Annotated in this window: 16 protein-coding genes; 14 read left to right on the forward strand and 2 right to left on the reverse strand. The window is 38.6% G+C overall.

Going from position 1 to position 23,164, the window contains the following annotated elements:
- Positions 1-50 precede the first annotated feature (50 nt).
- The gene (locus tag IW22_RS15000) at positions 51-2,600 is read right to left on the reverse strand and encodes an FtsK/SpoIIIE family DNA translocase (protein ID WP_034727839.1); all 2,550 of its coding nucleotides are present in this window, start codon (positions 2,598-2,600) and stop codon (positions 51-53) included.
- 375 nt (positions 2,601-2,975) lie between these two features.
- Between IW22_RS15000 and IW22_RS15005 the strand changes: the two genes are divergently transcribed.
- The 4 genes from IW22_RS15005 (at position 2,976) to IW22_RS15020 (ending at position 10,048) form a co-directional block, all read left to right on the forward strand.
- Positions 2,976-4,889 carry a patatin-like phospholipase family protein gene (locus tag IW22_RS15005; RefSeq protein WP_034727840.1) on the forward strand — a complete coding sequence of 638 codons (1,914 nt, stop codon included), beginning with the start codon at positions 2,976-2,978 and terminating at the stop codon, positions 4,887-4,889.
- 388 nt (positions 4,890-5,277) lie between these two features.
- The gene (gene ccsA, locus IW22_RS15010; RefSeq protein ID WP_034727842.1) at positions 5,278-8,613 is read left to right on the forward strand and encodes a cytochrome c biogenesis protein CcsA; all 3,336 of its coding nucleotides are present in this window, start codon (positions 5,278-5,280) and stop codon (positions 8,611-8,613) included.
- Positions 8,614-8,881: 268 nt separating this feature from the next.
- A complete protein-coding gene (locus IW22_RS15015; RefSeq protein ID WP_034727844.1) occupies positions 8,882-9,745 on the forward strand; it encodes an SPFH domain-containing protein in 864 nt (287 codons plus the stop codon).
- A gap of 105 nt (positions 9,746-9,850) precedes the next feature.
- Entirely contained in the window at positions 9,851-10,048 is a 198-nt protein-coding gene (locus IW22_RS15020) for a hypothetical protein (protein WP_034727845.1), read from the forward strand.
- A gap of 111 nt (positions 10,049-10,159) precedes the next feature.
- Here the strand turns inward: IW22_RS15020 and IW22_RS15025 are convergent, their stop codons facing one another.
- A complete protein-coding gene (locus tag IW22_RS15025; protein ID WP_034727848.1) occupies positions 10,160-10,363 on the reverse strand; it encodes a hypothetical protein in 204 nt (67 codons plus the stop codon).
- Positions 10,364-10,497: 134 nt separating this feature from the next.
- Between IW22_RS15025 and IW22_RS15030 the strand changes: the two genes are divergently transcribed.
- From IW22_RS15030 to IW22_RS15075, 10 genes are all read left to right on the forward strand, one after another.
- Positions 10,498-12,048, forward strand: coding sequence for an aldehyde dehydrogenase family protein (locus IW22_RS15030; protein WP_034727851.1), 1,551 nt, complete (start codon positions 10,498-10,500; stop codon positions 12,046-12,048).
- 104 nt (positions 12,049-12,152) lie between these two features.
- Positions 12,153-13,478, forward strand: coding sequence for an L-lysine 6-transaminase (gene lat, locus IW22_RS15035; protein ID WP_034727853.1), 1,326 nt, complete (start codon positions 12,153-12,155; stop codon positions 13,476-13,478).
- A gap of 62 nt (positions 13,479-13,540) precedes the next feature.
- Positions 13,541-13,771 (forward strand): DUF2007 domain-containing protein, encoded by a 231-nt coding sequence (locus tag IW22_RS15040; protein WP_034727856.1) that lies wholly within the window; start codon positions 13,541-13,543, stop codon positions 13,769-13,771.
- Between the two features lie 289 nt (positions 13,772-14,060).
- A complete protein-coding gene (locus tag IW22_RS15045) occupies positions 14,061-14,573 on the forward strand; it encodes a GNAT family N-acetyltransferase (protein WP_034727858.1) in 513 nt (170 codons plus the stop codon).
- A 116-nt stretch (positions 14,574-14,689) separates the two neighbouring features.
- On the forward strand, positions 14,690-15,145 hold the full coding sequence (locus IW22_RS15050; protein WP_034727861.1) for a transcriptional regulator: 456 nt from the start codon (positions 14,690-14,692) through the stop codon (positions 15,143-15,145).
- 1 nt (position 15,146) lies between these two features.
- Positions 15,147-16,334 carry an efflux RND transporter periplasmic adaptor subunit gene (locus IW22_RS15055; RefSeq protein WP_034727864.1) on the forward strand — a complete coding sequence of 396 codons (1,188 nt, stop codon included), beginning with the start codon at positions 15,147-15,149 and terminating at the stop codon, positions 16,332-16,334.
- Between the two features lies 1 nt (position 16,335).
- Positions 16,336-19,482 carry an efflux RND transporter permease subunit gene (locus IW22_RS15060; RefSeq protein WP_034727865.1) on the forward strand — a complete coding sequence of 1,049 codons (3,147 nt, stop codon included), beginning with the start codon at positions 16,336-16,338 and terminating at the stop codon, positions 19,480-19,482.
- A gap of 94 nt (positions 19,483-19,576) precedes the next feature.
- Positions 19,577-20,992 (forward strand): TolC family protein, encoded by a 1,416-nt coding sequence (locus IW22_RS15065; RefSeq protein WP_034727868.1) that lies wholly within the window; start codon positions 19,577-19,579, stop codon positions 20,990-20,992.
- 397 nt (positions 20,993-21,389) lie between these two features.
- The gene (locus IW22_RS15070) at positions 21,390-21,887 is read left to right on the forward strand and encodes a GNAT family N-acetyltransferase (RefSeq protein WP_034727871.1); all 498 of its coding nucleotides are present in this window, start codon (positions 21,390-21,392) and stop codon (positions 21,885-21,887) included.
- Positions 21,884-22,363 carry a MarR family winged helix-turn-helix transcriptional regulator gene (locus IW22_RS15075; protein ID WP_034727874.1) on the forward strand — a complete coding sequence of 160 codons (480 nt, stop codon included), beginning with the start codon at positions 21,884-21,886 and terminating at the stop codon, positions 22,361-22,363. The genes IW22_RS15070 and IW22_RS15075 overlap by 4 nt, the downstream gene beginning before the upstream one ends.
- The last annotated feature ends 801 nt before the right edge of the window (positions 22,364-23,164 follow it).

Genomic DNA, 23,164 nt, shown 5'->3' on the forward strand with positions numbered 1-23,164 from the left:
CTTTAAACATTCTAATGCTTCCCGATTGACTCTGTGAAGCATTTTTTCCTCTAACTACGCAAATCTTCCAAAAACTGTTCCAAAGAATGAAGATCACTGATAATGACTTCTCTTGCCTTTGCTCCGTTAAATCCACCTACGATACCCGTTGCTTCAAGCTGATCCATGATTCTTCCAGCTCTGTTATAACCCAATTTCAGCTGTCTCTGTAGCATAGAAGTAGAACCCTGTTGTGTAGAAACGATAATTCTTGCCGCTTCTTCAAATAAGGCATCTTTTTCATTCGGATCGAAAGCGCCTACTGTACTTGTGGAATCTTCAGAAACAAATTCAGGTAATAAGAATGCTGATGAATATCCCTTCTGTTCACCGATGTATTCTGCCAGTCTTTCCACTTCCGGTGTATCTACGAAAGCACACTGAAGTCTTAAGATCTCGTTTCCGTTGAAATAAAGCATATCTCCTTTACCGATCAGCTGATCTGCACCCGGAGAATCCAGGATCGTTCTTGAATCCACACTTGAAATTACTCTGAAGGCTGCCCTTGCCGGGAAGTTAGCCTTGATCATACCTGTAATTACATTGACGGAAGGTCTCTGTGTCGCTACAATCAGGTGAATTCCTACGGCTCTTGCAAGCTGTGCCAGTCTGGCGATTGGAAGTTCAACCTCTTTTCCTGCCGTCATAATAAGGTCTGCAAACTCATCTACAACCAGTACAATATAAGGAAGGAAACGGTGTCCGTTCTCAGGATTCAGTTTTCGCTCAGTAAATTTCTTGTTGTATTCCTTTAAGTTTTTACAGAATGCATTTTTAAGAAGATCATACCTCGTATCCATCTCTATACAAAGAGAGTTCAGAGTATTGATCACTTTATTGGTATCTGTGATGATGGCTTCTTCAGCATCAGGAAGTTTAGCCAAGTAATGTCTTTCAATTTTTGAATACAGGGATAGTTCTACCTTCTTAGGATCCACCATCACGAATTTCAGTTCGCTCGGATGTTTTTTGTAAAGAAGGGAAGTAAGGATAGCATTAATCCCGACAGATTTACCCTGTCCTGTAGCACCCGCCATCAGTAAGTGAGGCATCTTCGCAAGATCGGCCATAAAGACTTCGTTGGAAATCGTTTTTCCGAAAACCACCGGAAGATCCATATCCGTATTCTGGAACTTATGAGAAGCAATCACAGAACGCATGGAAACCATGGTAGGATTTTTTCTCGGAACCTCAATCCCGATGGTTCCTTTTCCGGGCATCGGTGCAATAATCCTGATCCCAAGAGCGGAAAGATTCAGTGCAATATCATCCTGAAGCTTTTTAATGGCAGATACTCTGATTCCTGCTTCCGGAACAATTTCGTATAAAGTTACCGTTGGCCCGATCGTCGCTTTGATTTCGGAAATACCAACGTTGAAATTCTTTAAAAGGCCTACAATTTTATTTTTGTTTTCTTCTAATTCTTCTTTGTTGATAGAAATCTCTTCATTACCATAATCCTTCAGTAATTCTACCGTTGGCATCTGGAATCCGGCCAGATCAAGCTTGTGATCATACAAGCCGTGTTTTTCTACCAGTTCCTGTGATTTTCTGTCTGTGTCATCCAACACATCAATAACCGGGGCTACTTCCACATTGAATTTAATATTATCCTGCGCCGGCATCGTGGAGACAGGAGGAACCGGAGTGATAGCCGGACTTACCGGTGTCATATCAAATGCCTGTTCAGGAGTTGAAGTGGGAACAGAAGGTTTCGTGTTCAGATTTAAGCTGACAGGTTTTTCCTCTTCCTCAAAAGAAGTATGGTTAGGCGTTACAATCGTTTCTATATCCGTTGAAGGCTGAACTTCAGGAAATCCTTTCGGAACGCTTACGGGTTCCTGTTCTTTCGCTTTTGTTTTATTGGAAAGATCTGTTACGATTACATTCGAAACCGTTTCCTGAGCTTCCTCTTCAAGTTCTTCATCCGCTTCAAAGTTTTCCTCTGAGCTAGGCATCATAGATTTTACTCTGCCGATTGTATTATCATTGATCTTATCCAGTTTAGATTTTATAGAACTCGGACGAAGATTGAATTCCAAAATAAAATATAGGAGGATGCTGGCAGCCAATACCACCCAAAGTCCTACAGATCCGATAATGGCATTAAGATAATCCATAATCTGGTATCCGTACACACCACCCAAAACGCCCTGTCCTTTAGTCACTGCTCCCATGAAAATAGGCAGCCAGCAGATGAAAAACAGAGAATGACCAATGGTTTTCCATGGTTTGAAGGTTCTTTTTTTAAGAATTAAGGTACCCACCACCAAGAATAAGAAGGCAATAATAAATGAGGCAATTCCTATGCTTTCGAATATAAAAATATTCCCCAGCCAGTCGCCTACCTTCCCAAAGATATTTGAAGATTGTATTGTTTTATCGGTCATTGTTCCTGCCTGGCTCTGATCAGCCTTCCAGTTCATCAGATAAGAGACGAACGAAAGGGTCAGAACGACAGAAAAAAGAATGAAGGTAAGCCCGAAAAATATGCGGGGCTTAGATAAGATTTTGCCTTTATCAGGCGATTCAGTCGGTTTTGTCTGTGTCTTTTTATCCATAATATCAATGTGGGCAAATTTAATGTTTTTTCAACATTAATAGAATCTTTTTTTGTTCAAAAGATAGCGTAATTTAGGTTTATTTTTTAAAATTACACCGCGTTTTTGAGATATTTTTTTCATTAAAATCTAATGCGACAGGCGTTTTTTTGAACCAGTTCAAATGCCATTGCTTAGACCTCCACTAATTTTGTTCCATTAATTTAAAAAATAAGAAAAACATGAAAATTTTATTCAAAAGTTACCTGATGTTATGCCTGGCTTTATTTTAACTTCAGACAGCGAAGAATAAACATACTGATCAATGAGGATAGTATCTTACTTTGCAGTGTTAGATTAAATTCTGTAATTTTCGCCAAACTAATAATTGTTTTTATGCAAAACCAAAATAACACTGAAATTTTTTCTCTGGGGATTACAATGGCAGGGGCTGTATCTGCCGGGTGCTACACAGCCGGAGTTATGGATTACCTTTTCGAAATTCTTGATCTCTGGGAAAAAGCGAAAGAAGGTAAAGTGTTAGAAGAATATGCGGACAAAATTCCAAAACATAAGGTAAGAATTGATGCCATGGGCGGAGCATCAGCTGGTGGAATGACTACAACGATGTCGGCAATTTATGCATTAAACGGAACTATAAATCCAGTAAAAGAAGCTGTTAATTTAGATGCATCGAAAAATAATATTCTGTACGATAGCTGGGTTTTGATGGGAGAAAATGATCCTAATGATAAAAGATCTCTGCTTGAAAAACTTTTGGATACCAAAGATCTGGAAAAAGGAAAATTCAATTCTCTTCTAAATTCCGAATTTGTTGATTCTATCGCAGACCAGGCATTTTTGGTGGATAAAGATGTTGTGTTAAAACAAAAGGTTGACCAGCTTCCGTCTTACATTTCTAAAGATTTGCAATTATTATTTTCCCATTGTTTTTTAAGAGGAATTCCTCTCGATGTGAATTTCGAAACCTCAATTTCTAAATTTGGAAGAAAAAGTGTCATTCCTAATCACAGTACTTTTGAGCACTATATCGTCACGCAGTACAGGTTAAATAACGGATTACAGCCGGATAAGGAAAAATATCTGTGGTTAAATCCATATGACAAACCTTATGCAGATACATTAAAACTTTCCACAATTGCTACCGGAGCTTTTCCTATTGGTCTGGCTTTTCGGGAATTTAAAACGGAAGATCTGGGAGATGCCTATTTAAAAACTACGATAAAACGGATTATTACAGGTGAATTTGGAGATGATAATCCCTCAGCTAAGAATATTAAATTAAAGTTTTTTCCTAAAAATTATTCATCTGTTGTCATTGACGGAGGAGCTATAAATAATGAGCCCTACCGGGAAGTTCTTAGCGTTCTTCAACATCAGAACAGTAAAGCTCCGGATGATGGGTATCCGCGTTATGGAATCATTATGATCGATCCTTTTCCTGACAGAGCTCAGTCGCAGAAACCTTATTCAAGGCCCAACGATGCTATTGATGTGGCACAGGGGATTATCGGAACCTTATTGGATCAGTCCAGAATCAAAAGAAGGGAGATGCTGGAGACAGAATCGAATAAGTATTTTAAGAGTATTGTATTCCCACGAAAATGGAAAACCAATACGGACAATAAAATCATTGGGCCGCCGGATACGGTTGCATGTGCTTCGGCAATGGCATTTGGAGGTTTTTTAGATAAGAGTTTCAGACAGCACGATTTTTTCCTTGGCCGTAATAACGCGAGAAATTTTTTACGGTATTTTTTTTCGTTTCCTTATGATAAACTTAATAATGATATTCATCCTATTCATAAAACCTGGACAGACTCCATGATTGATGCCTTCAAGTTTGAAAAGGTTAAGAACAGCGGTAAGTTCTATCTGCCCATCATTCCTGATCTTTATCTTTTGTCAGAAAGTGAGGAAACAAAACTGAGCAGGAGAACTCAATATGATATTCCCAAAACACCACGTTATCGTCCTGAAGAATTGTTTAAGCTGGAAAAGAAACTGAAGCAAAGGGTTAGTAAAATTTTTGATGTCATCCAGTCCCGTGATTCCGGTGAAAATATAAATAAGACGACTATAAAAAACGCAGTAGCAGAAAAATGGATCAGGAAAAAATATGGCAAAAACTGGTTAGACAAAGCCGGTGATTTTATCATGAGTCCCGCCTATGGTTTAGGAATGTTTTTCGGAAAACGAGTCGTGGCAAAAAAAATAACCCGGATGATTATATCAGAAATTTTAAAAGATCTTGGGAAAAAGGGACTTTTAGAAGATCATGAGAAATAACAATATCAAATAGACCTTATGAAAAGCTATCGAGTTTCTTAACCTTGAGCAGAGACTGACACAGCAGCAGGTGGCTTCTTATCTGGGAATTACCCATGAGTTTTTAAGTAAGATCCGGAAGAAGACTTCTTTAAATAAGTAGTTGGCTGAATATCATTAATTTAAATGACAGTAAGGCTTGTTAGGGAATAGAAGGCTTCAATAACATAGATAGGTTTATTATATCCTGAATTTTATGATATTAAAAATTGAATTTTCCTTAATCAATTTCACGTTATTAAGAATGGTTCAAAATAACCTAAATAGGCCTCAAAGTGACAAAAAACAGCTTTTTTTAGCCCCTTTGTTGTTTATCATTCTTATTTTTGCATGTCAAGTAAAATAAATCATGAAGAAGCTCCAAGATATTCTTATCTCAACCAGAACAATGGCTGTGCTGTTACTGGTGTATGCATTTGCGATGGCTTATGCAACGTTCTTAGAAAACGACTACGGAACTCCTACAGCTAAGGCTCTAATTTATGAAGCAAAATGGTTTGAATTAATCATGTTTCTGCTCATTCTTAACTTCGTAGGAAATATCGCAAGATACCGACTGTGGAAAAGAGAAAAATGGCCGGTTCTTGTTTTTCACCTTGCCTTTATCCTTATTTTTATAGGAGGTGCCATTACAAGATACATCAGTTTTGAAGGTACCATGCACATCAGAGAGGGGGAAACTTCCAATGAGATTGTGACCGACAAAAATTTCTTTAAAATTAAAATCGAGGAAAAGGGTGATGCTCTGGATTACCAGGATATTCCTTATCTGATGTCTCCTCTGCACAAAGACTTTAAAGCTACTTACGATTTCCACGGAAAAGAAGTAAAGGTTTTTACAAAAGACTATATCCAGAGAAAAAAAGACAGCTTAATTGCTGAGCCCAACGGCACAGAATATCTTCACCTGGTTTCTACAGGGACTACAGGAAGACAGAATATCTACATCAAACCGGGCGAAACAAAATCCATCAACGGAACTTTGGTAACGTTCAACAGAGCGATCGAAGGGGCTGTAGAATTTAAAAAAGAAGACGGAAAAATATTCATCAAAACTCCTGTTGATGCAGCCTTTATGACCATGGCAACGCAGGCTACCGGAAGTACCAAGAAAGATGAATTCCAGCCTTTGGTATTGAGAAGTTTATATACCATCAACGAATTGAAACTGGTTGTTCCTGAAGGTCTTAAAAAAGGAAGACTGATGGCTTTCGAAGGGGACAAAAAGAAAGACGCGATGGTACCTGATGTGCTTAGAATAGAACTTCAGGGGCCAAAAACAAAACAATTGGTTGATCTTTCTGTAGAAAAAGGAAACCCAAATGCATTCAAGCAGGTTACCATGGACGGGCTGAACATTATGGTAGGTTTCGGACCTAAAGTATATAACACACCTTTCGCCTTGAAACTGGATGATTTCGTGATGGAAACTTACCCTGGAAGTACATCTCCAAGTGCGTATGAAAGCCACATAAAAATCATTGACGAAGGAAAAGAAACCCCTTATAAAATTTACATGAACCACGTTCTGAACCATAAAGGATACCGTTTCTTCCAGTCAAGCTTTGACCCGGACAGAATGGGAACTGTTCTTTCTGTAAACCACGATTTCTGGGGAACCATTATCTCTTACATCGGATACGGACTGCTGTTCTTAGGAATGTTTGTGATCTTCTTCTGGAAAGGAACTCACTTCTGGAAACTGAACAAAATGCTGACAGATATCAACAGGAAGAAAAATGCTGCAGTTATTTTATTGTTTTTAAGTTTAGGCTTAAATGCACAAAAAATTGAAACGCACGGAACGACTGACGGAAGCAGAGAGCATATTCATGTGGAAGGTGACGATCATTCTCACACTCCTGCTCCGGGTGCCCAACCGCTTGATGGTGCTGCTCCAAAGCAGAATTCACTGGCGGCTCCTTTGAGCAGAATGAAATCTATCTCTCCGGATGAGATTATTGCAAGAAACAGAATCAGCAAAGAACATGCAGATAAATTCGGATACCTTTTGGTACAGAATTTCGACGGAAGAATTGTTCCGATCAACACAGAAGCGCTGGATGTTTTAAGAAAACTATATAAAAAAGACGAGTTCAAAGGAACAGACGGAAAGTCGCTTACGGCTAACCAATGGTTCCTGTCAATCAATACAGACACACCAAGCTGGACGATGGTTCCTATGATCAAAGTAGGGACGAAAGGAGGTGATGAGTTGAAAAATAAAACAAAGGCTGACGATGAAGGATACACTTCACTGATGAACCTTTTCCCTGCGGATGCTAATGGTAACCTGACTTATCTTCTTGAGCATGATTATAACACGGCATTCCGTAAAAAACCTTCTGAGCAAACCAATTACGATAAAGAAGTTATTTCTGTAAACGAAAGAGTACAGATCTTCAATGAGTTTTTCAGCGGTCAGTTTATGAGAATTGTTCCCGTAAAAAATGATGCGAACCATACATGGCATTCGTGGCTTGACCAGAAATTCGAACCGGATATGGAATCGCAGCAGGTAATGGGACCTTATTTTGCAGAAGCTCTTACCGCTCAGAAAACAGGAAACTGGAGCAAGGCAGATGCTGAATTAGCAAAACTTTCAGACTATCAGCAGAAATGGGGTAAAGCAGTTGTTCCTGCAAAATCTAAAGTAGATCTTGAGGTGTTCATGAACGAAGTGAATATCAATTTCAAATTATTGATTTTCTATACCATAATAGGTGGATTATTATTGATTTTTGGTTTTGTTGAGTTGTTTAAACCAAGTAAAGCTTTAAATACAGCTATCAGAATAATTATCTATGTGGGACTTGTAGGATATATTTTACATTTCCTTGGTCTTGTTGCAAGATGGTATATTTCAGGACACGCACCTTGGAGTAACGGTTATGAAGCCATTATCTTTATCTCTTGGGTAGGTATTTCTGCGGGACTTATGTTCTATTTTGGTTTCGGAAGACTTTCTTTAGCTGATAAAGCTGTATTGGCTGCAAAGCAATTAATCACTAAAAATAAATCCAACGCATTAATTCCTGCATCAGGATTTATGGTGGCCGTTATTATGATGGGATTTGCGCACGGAGGTTCAGCACTTGATCCTCAGATTACACCGCTTGTTCCGGTATTGAAATCTTACTGGCTGATTGTTCACGTAGCAATCATTACATCAAGTTACGGTTTCTTCGCCCTATCTATGATTATTGCTGTGATTTCCCTTGTATTTTATATTGTTTCAGATAAAGATACCTACAAACTTCACCACGATACGACGTTAAAAGAATTGGTCATCGTTTCTGAAATGTCTCTTACTATTGGTCTTTTCGCCTTAACGGTAGGAAACTTCTTAGGAGGAATTTGGGCTAATGAATCTTGGGGAAGATACTGGAGCTGGGACCCGAAAGAAACATGGGCATTCATCTCCATCATGGTATATGCTTTTGTATTGCACATGAGACTGGTTCCAGGATTGAGAAGCAGATGGGCATTCCACGTAGCGACGATGTTTGCATTCTGTTCTATGGTAATGACTTATTTCGGAGTAAATTACTACCTGAGCGGACTTCACTCCTACGCAGCAGGAGATCCGGTTCCGGTTCCGGCTTGGGTATACATCGGATTAGGTACAATGCTTCTTTTATCAGTAGCTTCTTACTTCAAATTTAAAACCTTAACGAAGAAATAAAACGTTAACAAGATAACAACTGAAATCCCGGAATTTATTTTCCGGGATTTTTTTTGTGTAGGTTTCGGGTTTCCACTTCCCTGAAGGGGTGGGTTTTTGCAAAGCAAAAAGACGGGGTAGTTAAAAATCTTCAGATCATTCAACTGATCAACCCCATATCTCGAAACCCGAATCCAGCATCAAAAAAATCAGCCCCAATTAATCCAAAGCTCAAAACTATTCCATATCTTTATGATATCAAAACAATATCAAATTAAAAATTGCAATCATGGAAAAAGTATTAAAGCCCATGTCGGGCTATCTGGCATTAGTCTTCTGTCTTATTTTATTTGCAGGAGCCGTCTATTTTTTTATTTCCGGAGTTGAGCAGAGTATCACGTATGTTATTCTTGCGATGCTTTGTTTTCTGCTGTTCTGCTTCTTTCTGAAAGGGCTGATGATCATTCAGCCGAACCATTCAAGAGTATTGAATTTCTTTGGAAAGTACGTAGGAACGGTAAAAGACAATGGATTATTTTTTATCAATCCTTTGTATTCTTCACAGAAAATGTCACTGCGTTCAGAGAATCTGCAGGGACAGACTTTGAAAGTAAATGACAAAATGGGGAACCCTATTGAAATCGGAGTCGTGATGGTTTGGAAAGTAGGAGACACCTATAAAGCAGCATTCGATGTTGAGCGGTATTCAGACTTTGTCAAAATGCAAAGTGAAGCGGCGGTACGTCATTTGGCGATGAGTTTTCCGTATGATAATTTAGAAGATGATCATGCACCGATTACTTTAAGAGAAGGTGGTGACAAGATCAATTCTATTTTGGAGCAGGAACTGACCGACCGTCTTTCAAAAGCGGGAATTATCATTCAGGAGGCAAGAATTTCTCACCTGGCTTATGCTTCGGAAATTGCAGGAGCGATGCTTCAGAGACAGCAGGCCACAGCCATTGTCGCAGCAAGAACGAAGATCGTGGAAGGTGCCGTAGGAATGGTAGATCTTGCATTGAAAAAACTGTCTGAAGAGAATATTGTAGAACTTGATGATGAAAGAAAAGCAGCTATGGTAAGCAATTTAATGGTGGTACTTTGCGGTGAAAAAGCAGCACAGCCCATCTTAAATACAGGAACTCTTTACTAAATGGAGAATGTGGAGTAAAGTATGAATTACTAGACTCAGCTGAGTGAAATGTCTTTGCATCGTATGCATTATTGAAAAGAATTATTAAACAGGCAAAGAGAAAAAATGAAATCGGAAAAAACTTCAAAACCCTCCGAAAACAAAAGCAAAAAATCTTTTGTGATAAGGATCGATGAATCTACCTACAAGCAGGTGGAGAAGTGGGCCAATGACGAGTTCAGGAGCGTAAACGGGCAAATCGAATACCTGTTGCATCAAAGCCTGGTCAATTCGGGGAGGAAAAAGAAAGACGCGGATGAGTAAACCTTCGTAGGGAACCTTCCAAAATCAGATCAATAAATAACCCTATTAACCTTATACAAGAAAAAAGCAGAGAAAATTTCTCTGCTTTTTATATTTTTAATAAATCAAGTGTTATTCAAATAAAGTGGTAAAGTAATTGCTGATCACAGTCCAGAAATTCTTACCCAGGAAATAGATCAGGGTAGAAGTGATAATTCCTTTTACCGTGAAGAATATAATCCCGCCTATCCCAAATTTTTTCACCAGACTTTTCCATTTGGAAGTCTTCTTTTCCTCTGCTGTAGTAGTATCCTCTACGGTCTTGTTATTTTCCATTCCTGAAATTCAAAAGATTACGCTGCAAAGATAAGCATGTTTATAATTAGTCCAAATAAAAAGCGGCTTAAAAATTAAAATTTTGAGGTTCGCATAATATTTCTATCTTTAGAGGAAACGAAAAGTAACATTTTATGTCTAAAAAAGTAAAGGATTTCGGAATCGAAAAAACACTCAAAAACCTTGGTATTAAAGAAGAAAATAAGGGGACTTCAGTGGGCGGAAAATATTTTGCTTCGGGGAAAACGATAGAAAGTTTTTCTCCCGTAGACGGCAGACTAATCGCCAAAATTAAGACTTCCGGAGAAAGTGATTATGACAAAGTAATTGAGACGGCTCAGAAGGCGTTTCAGGAGTTTAGATCCATCCCTGCTCCTAAAAGAGGAGAGATCGTTAGGCAGCTTGGCCAGAAATTAAGAACATATAAAGACGACCTTGGAAAACTGGTTTCTTATGAAATGGGTAAATCCCTTCAGGAAGGTCTTGGAGAAGTTCAGGAAATGATCGACATCTGTGATTTCGCAGTTGGGGTTTCAAGACAGCTTCACGGTTATACGATGCATTCAGAAAGACCTGGTCACAGAATGTACGAGCAGTATCATCCGCTTGGCGTGGTGGGAATCATCACTGCATTCAACTTCCCGGTTGCTGTATGGGCGTGGAATACCGCTTTAGCATGGATCTGCGGAAACGTGACGATCTGGAAGCCATCAGAAAAAACACCATTGTGTGCTATCGCATGCCAGAACATTATGGCTGAAGTAGTAAAGGAAAACAATCTTCCTGAGGGTATTTCAAGCGTATTGGTAGCTGACCATGAGATCGGGCAGAAACTGGTAGATGATAAAAGAGTCTCATTGGTTTCTTTCACAGGTTCTACAAGAGTAGGAAGAATGGTTTCTTCCAAAGTGGCAGAAAGATTCGGGAAATCTATCCTTGAATTAGGTGGAAATAACGCTATTATTATCTCTAAAGATGCAGATATTGACATGTCTATTATCGGAGCTGTTTTCGGAGCTGTAGGTACGGCCGGACAGAGATGTACGTCTACAAGAAGACTGATCATCCACGAAAGCGTATACAACGAAGTAAAAACAAGATTGGTAAAAGCTTACGGACAGCTGAAAATTGGTAATCCATTGGATGAAAATAACCACGTAGGACCGCTTATCGATGTGGATGCTGTTAATCAGTACGAAGAAGCTATCAAGAAATGTAAAAAAGAAGGCGGAAAATTTGCGGTTGAAGGTGGCGTTCTAAGCGGAAAAGATTACGAATCAGGATGCTATGTGAAGCCGTGTATCGCAGAAGTTAAAAATTCTTATGAGATCGTTCAGCACGAGACTTTCGCGCCGATCTTATATTTGATCAAATACAAAACATTGGAGGAAGCTATCGCTATCCAGAACGATGTTCCTCAGGGATTGTCATCTGCTATCATGACTCAGAATCTTAGAGAAGCAGAATTATTCCTTTCTCATGCAGGTTCAGACTGCGGTATTGCGAACGTAAACATCGGAACTTCAGGTGCTGAAATCGGAGGTGCTTTCGGTGGTGAAAAAGAAACCGGAGGCGGAAGAGAATCCGGATCTGACGTTTGGAAATACTACATGAGAAGACAAACCAACACAATAAATTATACAGCTCAACTTCCTTTAGCACAAGGGATTAAATTTGACCTGTAAAAATTTTAATTTAAATCATTTAACGATTTAAAAATTTAAAAATTAATAACCTGGAATGTTTAATCTTTTTAAGCATTCAATTTTTAAATCAAACACAGTTAATTATGGAACAAACAATTGATATAAAAGCAAATAAAGTAAAAGAAACAGTAGGAAGACACGTTTTGGCAGACGGCTTTGATTTTGTGATGGATATTGAAAAATCCCACGGTTCATGGCTATATGACAAGCTTACAGACAAAGAGTATTTGGATATGTTCTCGATGTTTGCATCAGCTTCTGTAGGGTACAATCACCCTTATCTTGTAGAAAGATCAGAATGGCTGGGAAGAATGGCTGTCAACAAGCCTACTTTGGCAGACGTGTACTCAGAAGAATATGCTCACTTTCTGGAAGTGTTTGAAAGAGTAGTGATTCCTGAGGAACTGCAGTATGCTTTCTTTATTGAAGGTGGAAGTTTAGGGGTAGAGAATGCAATGAAGGCGTGCTTCGACTGGAAAACGCGTAAGAATTTTGAAAAAGGACTTCAGACAGAAGCCGGGATCTGTATACATTTCAGACAGGCATTCCACGGAAGAAGCGGCTATACATTGAGCTTAACCAATACTTCTGACCCAAGAAAATATCAGTATTTCCCGATGTTTGACTGGCCAAGAATCTTAAATCCTAAACTGTCTTTCCCTATTACGGAAGAGAATTTAGAAGAAACGATTAAGAACGAAAGATTAGCTCTTCTTCAGATTGAGGAAGCTATTCTGATGAATCCTGATAAAGTGGCGTGTATCATTATTGAGCCTATCCAGGCTGAAGGTGGCGACAATCACTTCAGAGATGAGTTCTTAATGGGATTAAGAAAACTGTGTGATCAGAATGAGATCTTACTGATCTTTGATGAAGTTCAGACAGGTATTGCCATTACAGGGAAAATGTGGGCGTTCCAGCATTTTACAGCAAAACCGGACATTATTTCTTTCGGGAAAAAAGCTCAGGTTTGCGGAGTTTTAGCGAACAAAGAAAAATTTGATCAGGTCCCGAATAACGTTTTCAGAGAAAGTTCAAGAATTAACTCTACTTTCGGAGGGAACTTTATAGACATGCTTCGTTTCCAGTTGGTAATGGAAGTAATCGAAAAAGAAAACCTTGTGGAAAACGCAAGAGTGGTTGGAGATTATCTTTTGGAAAAATTAAAAGAAATGGCTCTGAAATATCCTGAAAAAATTTCAAATGCAAGAGGAAGAGGCCTGATGTGTGCTGTTGACCTTCCTTCAGCAGAAGACAGAAACCATTTAATGAACGAGCTTTTCAAGGACGGATTGATCATTCTTCCATGTGGAGACCAGTCACTTCGTTTCAGACCACATCTTAATGTTACACAGGAAGAAATTCAGTTAGCATTGGATAAAATCGAGAGCAATCTTAACAAAATTTAAAATCAAAGATTTGTAATTTTCAAAAAAACATTGTACATTTAGATACTCAAACGATATAGAATATGGAAAGAAGTACGAGAGTATCGGTTTTTGAAAGTGATAAGCCTTCAGAAATCCAGTTAATAAAGTCTAAATTGGATGATGCACAAATTACAAACAGCGTCGAAAACAGTTATCTTACATTCACGACAACGCCTACCGCGACGTCGCTGAAAGTAATGGTAGATCTGGAAGACGAGAAGAATGCATTTGAAATTATAGATGCTTATCTTCAACAAAGTGAAAATCAATAAAACAATTTCATAATTTTAAATTTTACTACTTCGAACCGAAAATTAATTTTAATTAGTTTTCGGTTTTTTGATTCAAATAATAATAATCATTATTGAAAGATTCAAGAATTTAAAAATTAAAAGATTAAGGAATTAAGAAATTTTGGACTGTTGCTTTTGAATAGAATATCCAACAGAGGTGGGCTTTAGTCCGTTGGCCTTCAGGGTAAACATAATCAGATCCGGCTTTAGCCAAAACAAAAGTCCCGAATCTCTAAATCTCTAAATTTCCAATATAAAATAAACAACAATGAATGCAGAAACTAAGCTGAGAATAGCTGAAATTGAAGACAGAAATGCCATCTGGGCTATTATCCAACAATCCATTGAAAGAAGAAAACAGGACGGAAGTACCCAATGGCAGAATGGCTATCCAAACATGGGAACGGTAGAAAGTGACATTGCAAAAGGTTTTGGATATGTGATGACCGTAGACGGAGAAATTGCTGTATATGCAGCTTTGATCTTAAATGATGAGCCGGCTTACAGCACGATTGAAGGAGCATGGCTGAGCGACGGTGAATTCGTTGTTGTACATAGAGTGGCGGTTGATGAAAAATTTGCCGGCCAGGGAATGGTGAAGAAATTATTTGACCATATTGAAGATTTTACAAGATCCCATGAAATCCAAAGTGTAAAAGTAGATACGAATTACGATAATATTGCCATGCTTAAAATTCTTGAAAGTAAGGGTTATTCCTATTGTGGTGAAGTAGTTTTGGCGGACGGACTGAGAAAGGCCTATGAGAAGATTATAATTTAAGGCAAAAGTTAAATCAACTTTCATTGAATTTTTAAAAGAAGTTGTATTTATAAACTCTATCATGTTTGTTCGTTTAGTTCTGAACTAATTTCTACTTTTGTCAAAATTTTTATATTATGCACCAAAGTATAGAAATTGATGAAAAAATTTTTCAAGATGCCGTAAAGTTTTATGGCACCGTTTTCAACCTACCGCCTTTAGCGTCAAAAATCTATGCCTACCTGCTTTTCGATTACGAGAAAGTAGGTATTACTTTTGACGAATTTGTTGAAGTGCTTTCTGCAAGCAAGAGCTCTGTTTCCACCAGTATTTCATTACTGCTGAATGCACAGCTCATCATCGATCACAACAAAATGGATGAGCGAAAACGGTATTTTTTCATCAATGATGAATACAAGAAGATCAGATTTGAAAAAATTGTTCAAAAAATGGAGGACGAACTCAAACTGCTGGATGACCTAAACAACTTTAAAAAAAATCATGACAATGAATACAACGAACGCGTAGAAGCTTACAAAGCACTCTTATATAAAAACATAGAAAATATTCAGGAATCTCTTAATAAACTTTAAAATGAATAATAAGCTAGTTATACTTTCTATTGCAGCGTTTTCACTGACGGCCTGCAAAAAAGAAGCTCCAAAACAGGACGGGCCAAAACCTTATCCTGTGATCAACGTGGAGGCGAAAAATATCGTAGGCTATCAGACATTTCCAGCTACCATCCAGGGAAGGGTCAACAATGATGTCCGCGCAAAAATACAGGGATATATCACTCAGGTTTTAGTAGACGAAGGGCAGTATGTTACAAAAGGACAGCCTTTGTTCCGTCTTGAAACCAATATCCTTACCGAAAATGCTGCTGCTTCCAAAGCCGGTATCGGTGCAGCCGAATCTACTATTGCAGCGGCACAGGCTTCTGTAAATGCAGCTCAGGTGGAAGTGAACAAACTGAAACCTCTTGTTCAGAAAAACATCATTAGCAGTGTACAGCTGCAGACGGCTCAGGCTAGTCTTGCACAAGCTCAGGCTCAGTTGCAGCAGGCTACAGCAGCCAAAAGACAGGCGGTTGCCAATTATAAAGGGGTAGAAGCCAATATCGAGTACTCGGTCATCCGTGCGCCTATTTCAGGAGTTATCGGGAGACTTCCTTTAAAGGTGGGAAGTTTAGTAGGCCCTACAGATCAGACTGCTTTAACGACTATCTCAGACACTTCTGAATTGTATGCTTATTTTTCTATGAATGAAAAAGAATATTTTGATTTCCTTGAAAAATCTCCGGGAGCCAGTATGTCAGAGAAGATCAAAAATCTTCCGATGGTTGAGCTTCAGTTGGCCAATGGAAGTATCTATTCTGAAAAAGGCAGAATTGAAGCTATTACAGGGCAAATTGATGCGACAACAGGAACCATTCAGTTCAGAGTTGCCTTTGCCAATCCACAGAAATTGCTGAGCAATGGGAACAGTGGATCTATCAGACTTCCAAAAGCATATGATAATGTATTGGTAGTTCCGGAAAGTGCAACTTACGAGCAGCAGGGTATTGTTTACGTGTATAAAGTGGATAAAGGAGATACGGCAAGAAATGTAGTGATCAATGTGATCGACAGAATTGACAATATGGCCTTAATAAAAACGGGTATCAATAAAGGTGAAATGATTGTTGCTGCAGGGATCGGAGGACTGAAAACAGGAACTGCCGTGAAGCCGAAACCAGTAAAAATGGATAGCCTTGTACAATCTATAAAACCGAAATTCTAAAATGATTAAAAATTTTATAAACCGACCGGTTTTATCCACCGTAATCTCAATCTTGATTGTGATTCTCGGGATTTTGGGGTTAATTGCCCTGCCAGTCACACAGTATCCGGATATTGCACCGCCCACAGTAAGCGTTTCAGCGAACTATACGGGTGCCAATGCGGAGACTGTTATGAAAAGTGTTGTAGTACCTCTGGAAGAACAGATCAACGGGGTGGAAGGAATGGATTACATTACTTCCAGTGCCGGAAATGATGGTTCAGCACAAATTCAGGTATTCTTTAAACAAGGAATTGATCCGGATATTGCCGCGGTAAACGTACAGAACCGTGTAACCAGAGCAACACCATTACTTCCAAGTGAAGTGACCCGTTCCGGAGTTGTTACACAGAAACAGCAGACCAGTGCATTGATGTATATGTCTTTCTATTCTGAAAATAAAGACCTGGATGATGTATATCTTCAGAACTTTTTGAATATCAACGTTATTCCGAACTTAAAGAGAATTAATGGAGTAGGTGATGCCAACGTTTTCGGGGGTAAAAACTATTCCATGAGAGTTTGGCTTGATCCTTCAAAAATGGCAGCTTACGGATTAACTCCCGATGATGTTACGGCTGCAATTAATGAGCAGAGTAGAGAAGCAGCTGCCGGTTCTATCGGGCAAAACAGCGGGAGCTCTTTTGAATATATCATTAAATATGTCGGAAAATTCAACGAAAAGGAACAGTATGACAATATCATCATTAAAGCGCTTCCAAGTGGACAGAATTTAATGCTGAAAGACGTAGCTAAAGTTGAATTGGCCGGACAGTCCTACACAGGAGTCGGTGAAAACGGAAACAGCCCGTCCATCAGTATGGGGATTTTCCAGACGCCGGGTTCCAATGCCCAGGAAATTATTAAAAATATCAAAACCTATCTGAAATCAGCAGAAGGAAGCTTCCCTGAAGGGGTAAAATATACGTTTAACTTCGATACCAACGAATTCCTTGAGGCATCTATTGAAAAGGTAGTTCATACCTTAATTGAAGCCTTTATTCTGGTATTTATCGTGGTGTATATTTTCTTACAGGACTTCAGATCTACATTAATTCCGGCCATTGCGGTTCCGGTATCTATTGTGGGTGCATTTTTCTTCCTGAATCTATTTGGATATTCATTAAACCTTTTAACCCTGTTCGCATTAGTTCTTGCGATTGGTATTGTGGTGGATGACGCGATTGTCGTCGTCGAGGCCGTTCACGCCAAGATGGAACACGGTATTTCCGATGCTAAAAAAGCAACCGTCGAGGCGATGGATGAAATCACAGGAGCTATTATCTCCATTACTTTGGTGATGGCAGCGGTATTCGTTCCGGTGACGTTTATTACAGGTCCAACGGGAGTTTTTTACCAGCAGTTTGGTATTACGCTGATCATTGCGATCATTATTTCTGCGATTAATGCATTAACGCTGAGTCCGGTTTTATGTTCATTATTCTTAAAACCTCACTCAGAGCATCATTCAGAATATAAAAACTTAAACCTGTTACAGAAATTTTTCTACAAGTTTAATATTGCTTTCAAAACGGCAACCGACCGTTACGGAAGAGGATTTGTGTTCTTATTGAGACATAAATGGGTAACACTGGTCATCTTTGCTGTGACGGCAGGGATTCTTTACTGGGCAAGTGGAACTATGAAAAAAGGTTTCGTACCTACAGAAGACAGAGGGATTATCTTTACAGACGTACAGCTTCCACCGGGAGCTTCTATGGAAAGAACCTACAACGCTTTGAAAACACTTCAGGCTAATGCTTTAAAAGTTCCGGGAGTACAAAACGTAACGATTTCTACCGGTAGAGGTTTCTTATCCGGAAATGGTAGTAATAACGGTCTTGCCTTCATTAAGCTTAAACCTTTCGACGAAAGGAAAAAAGATAACCAGACTTCTGAAGATATTACTAAAAAATTATTCGGTATTTCAGGAAAAGTTCCGGATGCGAAAATTGTATTCTTCCAGCCGCCAAGTGTACCAGGTTTTGGTAACAGTGCCGGTTTTGAAATGGTACTGTTAGACAAATCAGGAGGAGACTATGCTGATCTCGACAACAAAACCAATGAGTTCATCGGGAAGCTGATGCAGAGACCTGAGATTGAATTCGCTCAATCATCATTTAACACAAAATACCCTCAGTATCAAATGGACATCAACGTTCCTTTGGCTAAGCAGGTCGGTGTTTCTGTCAATACGATTTTAAGTACGATGCAGGGATATATTGGAGGGGTTTACACCGCCGACTTTACAAAATACGGAAAACAGTTCAGGGTAATGGTTCAGGCACTTCCTGAAAACAGACAGAACATCAGTAACTTAAATGAACTGTATGTGAGAACAGCTTCCGGAGTTATGTCCCCAATTTCACAGTTTGTAACGCTGAAAAAAGCATACGGACCTCAATCGGTAAGCCGATATAACCTGTTTACCTCTGTGAAGATTACAGGAGCCAACTCTGCAGGATTCAGTTCAGGGGACGCGATTACAGCGGTACAGGATGTGGCCAAAGAAACTTTAAATCAAAATTACGATGTAGAGTTTACGGGATTAACAAGAGAAGAATTAAATTCAGGATCTCAGACCCTTTTGATCTTTGGATTAAGTTTAATTTTCGTTTACTTCATTCTTTCTGCTCAGTATGAAAGTTATATCCTTCCTTTAGTCGTAGTAATTTCTCTTCCTCTTGGGGTAATGGGAGCCTATTTCGGACAAAAAATAATGGGCTTGGAAAACAATATTTATTTCCAGATTGCTTTGATTATGTTGGTCGGATTGCTCGCGAAAAACGCCATTTTGATCATCGAATTTGCTGTTCAGAGAAGGCATCATGGGGAAACCATTGTCATGTCTGCCATCAATGCTGCAAAAGCCAGGTTAAGACCGATTCTGATGACCTCATTTGCATTCATCTTCGGATTATTGCCATTGGTTCTTGCCAGCGGAATTGGAGCGGTAGGTAACCGGTCTATTGCAACAGGTGCAGCAATAGGATTATTGATAGGTACCATTTTAGGACTTTTCGTAATTCCTGTTTTGTATGTGATTTTCCAGACTTTACAAGAAAAAGTGAAGCCGATTAAAAGAGAAGATATCAATTTAGCAGAATAAAATTAATTAGAGAAGTTAGAAGCTAGATATTAGAAATTAGTCTAAAATCCTGTCTGGCTTCTAACCTCTAACATCTAATTTCTAATTTTTTATAATGAAGAGTTTATTAAACATCATAAAAGGAATAACTTTTTCAGCTGTCATACTGGGAGCCATTACATCATGTATGGCCAGAAAAGACTATGAGAGACCGAAAAACGTTGTAGACGAAAAGCTTTTCCGTACAGATATGCTTCCTTCGGACAGTGTAAGTGTAGGAACCGTTTCGTGGAAGGAAATTTTTACGGATCCTGTATTGCAGGGGCACATTTCCAAAGCTTTGGAAAACAACCTGGATATCAGGATTGCGCTGCAGAGCATTGGTTCGGCAGAAGCTTACCTGAAACAGAGTAAAGCAGCTTACCAGCCAACCCTTTCTGTAGGACCGAACTATACATTTCAGACACAGTCTATCAATACACAGTTTGGACAGATCATCGGAGAAAGACGTTATGTCAACCAGTTTGATATTACAGGGACTATCGGATGGGAAGCAGATCTTTGGGGAAAATTAAAAGCTCAGGAAAAAGCTCAGCTGGCGACGTATTTAGGAACTGTTGCTGCTCATAAAGCGGTTAAGAGTGATCTTGTAGCTTCTATTGCTTCGGCTTATTACCAGCTTTTGACCTTTGATGCTCAAAAAAGAATCATCAATGAAACCATAGCGGTAAGAGAAAAGAACCTGGAAACTACTAAAGCATTAAAAATCTCTGGAAACGTTACAGAAGTAGCGGTACAGCAGAGTGAAGCGCTTGTTTTCAATGCTAAATCTCTACTGATTGATATTGAAACGCAGACTCAGCTGCTTGAAAACACGATGAGTCTTCTTCTTGGAGAACCTTCTCATTCGATTGCAAGATCTACGCTGGAAACACAAAAGCTTCCGATTGATCTTAAATTAGGTTATCCTGCACAGTTGCTGGCTAACCGTCCGGACGTGATGAGAGCGGAGTATAGCCTGATGAATGCCTTCGAGCTTACCAAATCAGCAAAGGCTCAGTTTTATCCTACGTTAAAGCTTACAGGAAGCGGAGGATTACAGTCGGTGGACCTTGATCATTTGTTCAGTGTGAACTCACTGTTTGCAAACGTAGTTGCCGGTCTTGCCCAGCCAATCTTAAATAAAAGACAGATCCAGACGAACTACGACGTAAGTCTTGCGAATCAGGAAACGGCTTATCTGAACTTCAGAAAAACTGTTCTTACAGCCGGAAAAGAAGTTTCAGATGCGATCAGAGTATTTTCAGTTCAGGATTCATTTATTGAATTAAAACAGAAAGAACTGGATGCCTACAAAAAGTCCGTTGATTATTCTCAGGAATTAGTCAACTACGGTATGGCCAACTATCTTGAAGTACTGAATGCAAGTGTGAATTCATTAAACGCAGAGTTGAATATCTCCAATGCGGAATACAATAAAATGAAAGCTGCCGTAGAGCTGTACCAGGCTCTTGGTGGTGGATGGAAATAATCATTTTCATTCAATCAGTAATAAAAACGTACGTCAGAAATGATGTACGTTTTTTTTATTGGTTGTCGGAAAATACGCAAAGTAGCAAATCACTTTGGTTATGCTTTAAGGCGCAAAGATTTTATCTGCGATAAAATTGATCAACACCGTCATTGCGAGGAGTATAACGACGAAGCAATTTCACCATCTTATGTAGCTGAAAACCTTTGATTTTCTTGCGCCTTAAACTCATATTGATATTTAAAAACTTTGCGCCTCAGCGATTTCCCAACAACAAAAAAACCTGTATTAAAGGCGGATATATAAGCTTGGTGAATTTTTAAAATAGCATAGAGAATAATTTCATTTGCATATATGTAGTAAACTACGTAGTTTTGTACTATAAAATAAACAAGACATGAACGTACATATTCAACAACTAGATAATACGTATTCCGATCAGCTTATCGACATGATTCTGAATATCCAGCAAAAAGAATTTAATGTGCCTATTACTATTGAAGACCAGCCGGATCTCAAGCAGATCGAAAGCTTTTACACTGAAGCCGGTGGAAACTTCTGGGGTGCTTTTATTGACGGTGAGCTTGTGGGTTCCATAGCATTGGTTAAATTTGATGAAAGGGCAGGAGCCGTAAGAAAAATGTTTGTCAAAAAGGAATTCAGAGGGAAAGAACTGAACATTGCCCAGGAGCTTCTGAAAGTATTGATTTCTTTCTGTCGTGAAAGTGGAATAGATGCTATCTACCTGGGAACGGTTAATATCTTGAAAGCCGCCATCCGTTTTTACGAACGAAACCATTTTGTACAGGTGGAAAAAGAAAATCTTCCGACCCGTTTTCCATTGATGAGTGCGGATAATGTTTTTTATTCTTTAATCATAAATCAGACGGTATGAATATAATAGATGAATCAGGGATTCTTGCAATTTCCACCAGACTTCAGCGCCTCAGTGAGCAGCTTAGAAAAGATGGTGCTTTGATCTATAAATCCTTTGGGATAGATTTTGAGCCGAAGTGGTTTCCTGTCATTTTTACATTGCATCATAAAACTATGCTGAGCGTTGTAGAGATCGCGAATGAAATAGGATATACCCATCCTTCAACCATAAGCCTGCTTAAAGAACTCGAAAAGCAGAAGCTTATTCAATCAAAAAAAGATAAACAGGATGAGCGCAGAAGACTGATTGTACTGTCTCCAAAAGGCATTGAACTGATTGAAAAAATGAAACCTGTCTGGGATTTGGTCTCAAAAGTATTGGGTGAGATTGCTGACAATGAAAATCATCTACTGAAGGCTATTGACGAAGCGGAAGCCAAAATTGCTGAGCAGTCTTTTTATCAGAGGGCATTGCAATTAAAGAATTCAAAGTAAAAAGGATCACACTATTTCAGTGTGATCCTTTGTTTTATGTGGAGAATACGGGACTACTTTTTTGAATCTGTTAAAATCCTGTTTGATTTATAAATGATTTATAGTAAAGCATTTCAATCAATTTTAATTAATTTGAATTTATTGAAATTAAAGTATATTTGAGTTTTTGGGGTACAATTATGGGTACAAGTTTAAATTTTAATCATTTTAATTATGGCATCAGTAAGTTTTTTTATTAGAGGAAAGATAGCAGATAAGGAAAGTACAATTTGGACAAAGTTCAGAGATAGAGGTATTGATATGCGTGTACCTGTTCCGTACTTGAGTTGCAAACCAAAACCGAGAGATTGCTACTAGTGCTTTATTGAGGTTTTATGAAGAAATATCATTATATCAAGCAGGAGAACATTCCAGATCAGTTAATATCCCAGAGATTGAAGTCGAAAAAATTATAAAAAGCACATACCAATTACTACTACAGATCGAATACTAGAAATAAAGGATAGAGAAAATCAAAACTATTTGCTTGTCCAATTCGTTTAAACAAAGCTATAAAATAAATATACAGGCCATATAATACGACATGTTTTGCCGCTTTGTAGAGATACCTTTGATACATAACAATAAACCTATCAGATATGATAAGAAAAAAGTGAAATAATTCAACGTGCATTGAAAATTATATTATATTCGCAAAAAATTAAGTACAACACAAATATGAAAAAACTCTACATGAGTGCATTTACAATGTGCACAATCTTGAGCTATGCTCAGGAAGTTGTTTGGCAAAAAGACATTAAG

The sequence above is a fragment of the Chryseobacterium sp. JM1 genome, from assembly GCF_000737715.1.
GTDB lineage: Bacteria > Bacteroidota > Bacteroidia > Flavobacteriales > Weeksellaceae > Chryseobacterium.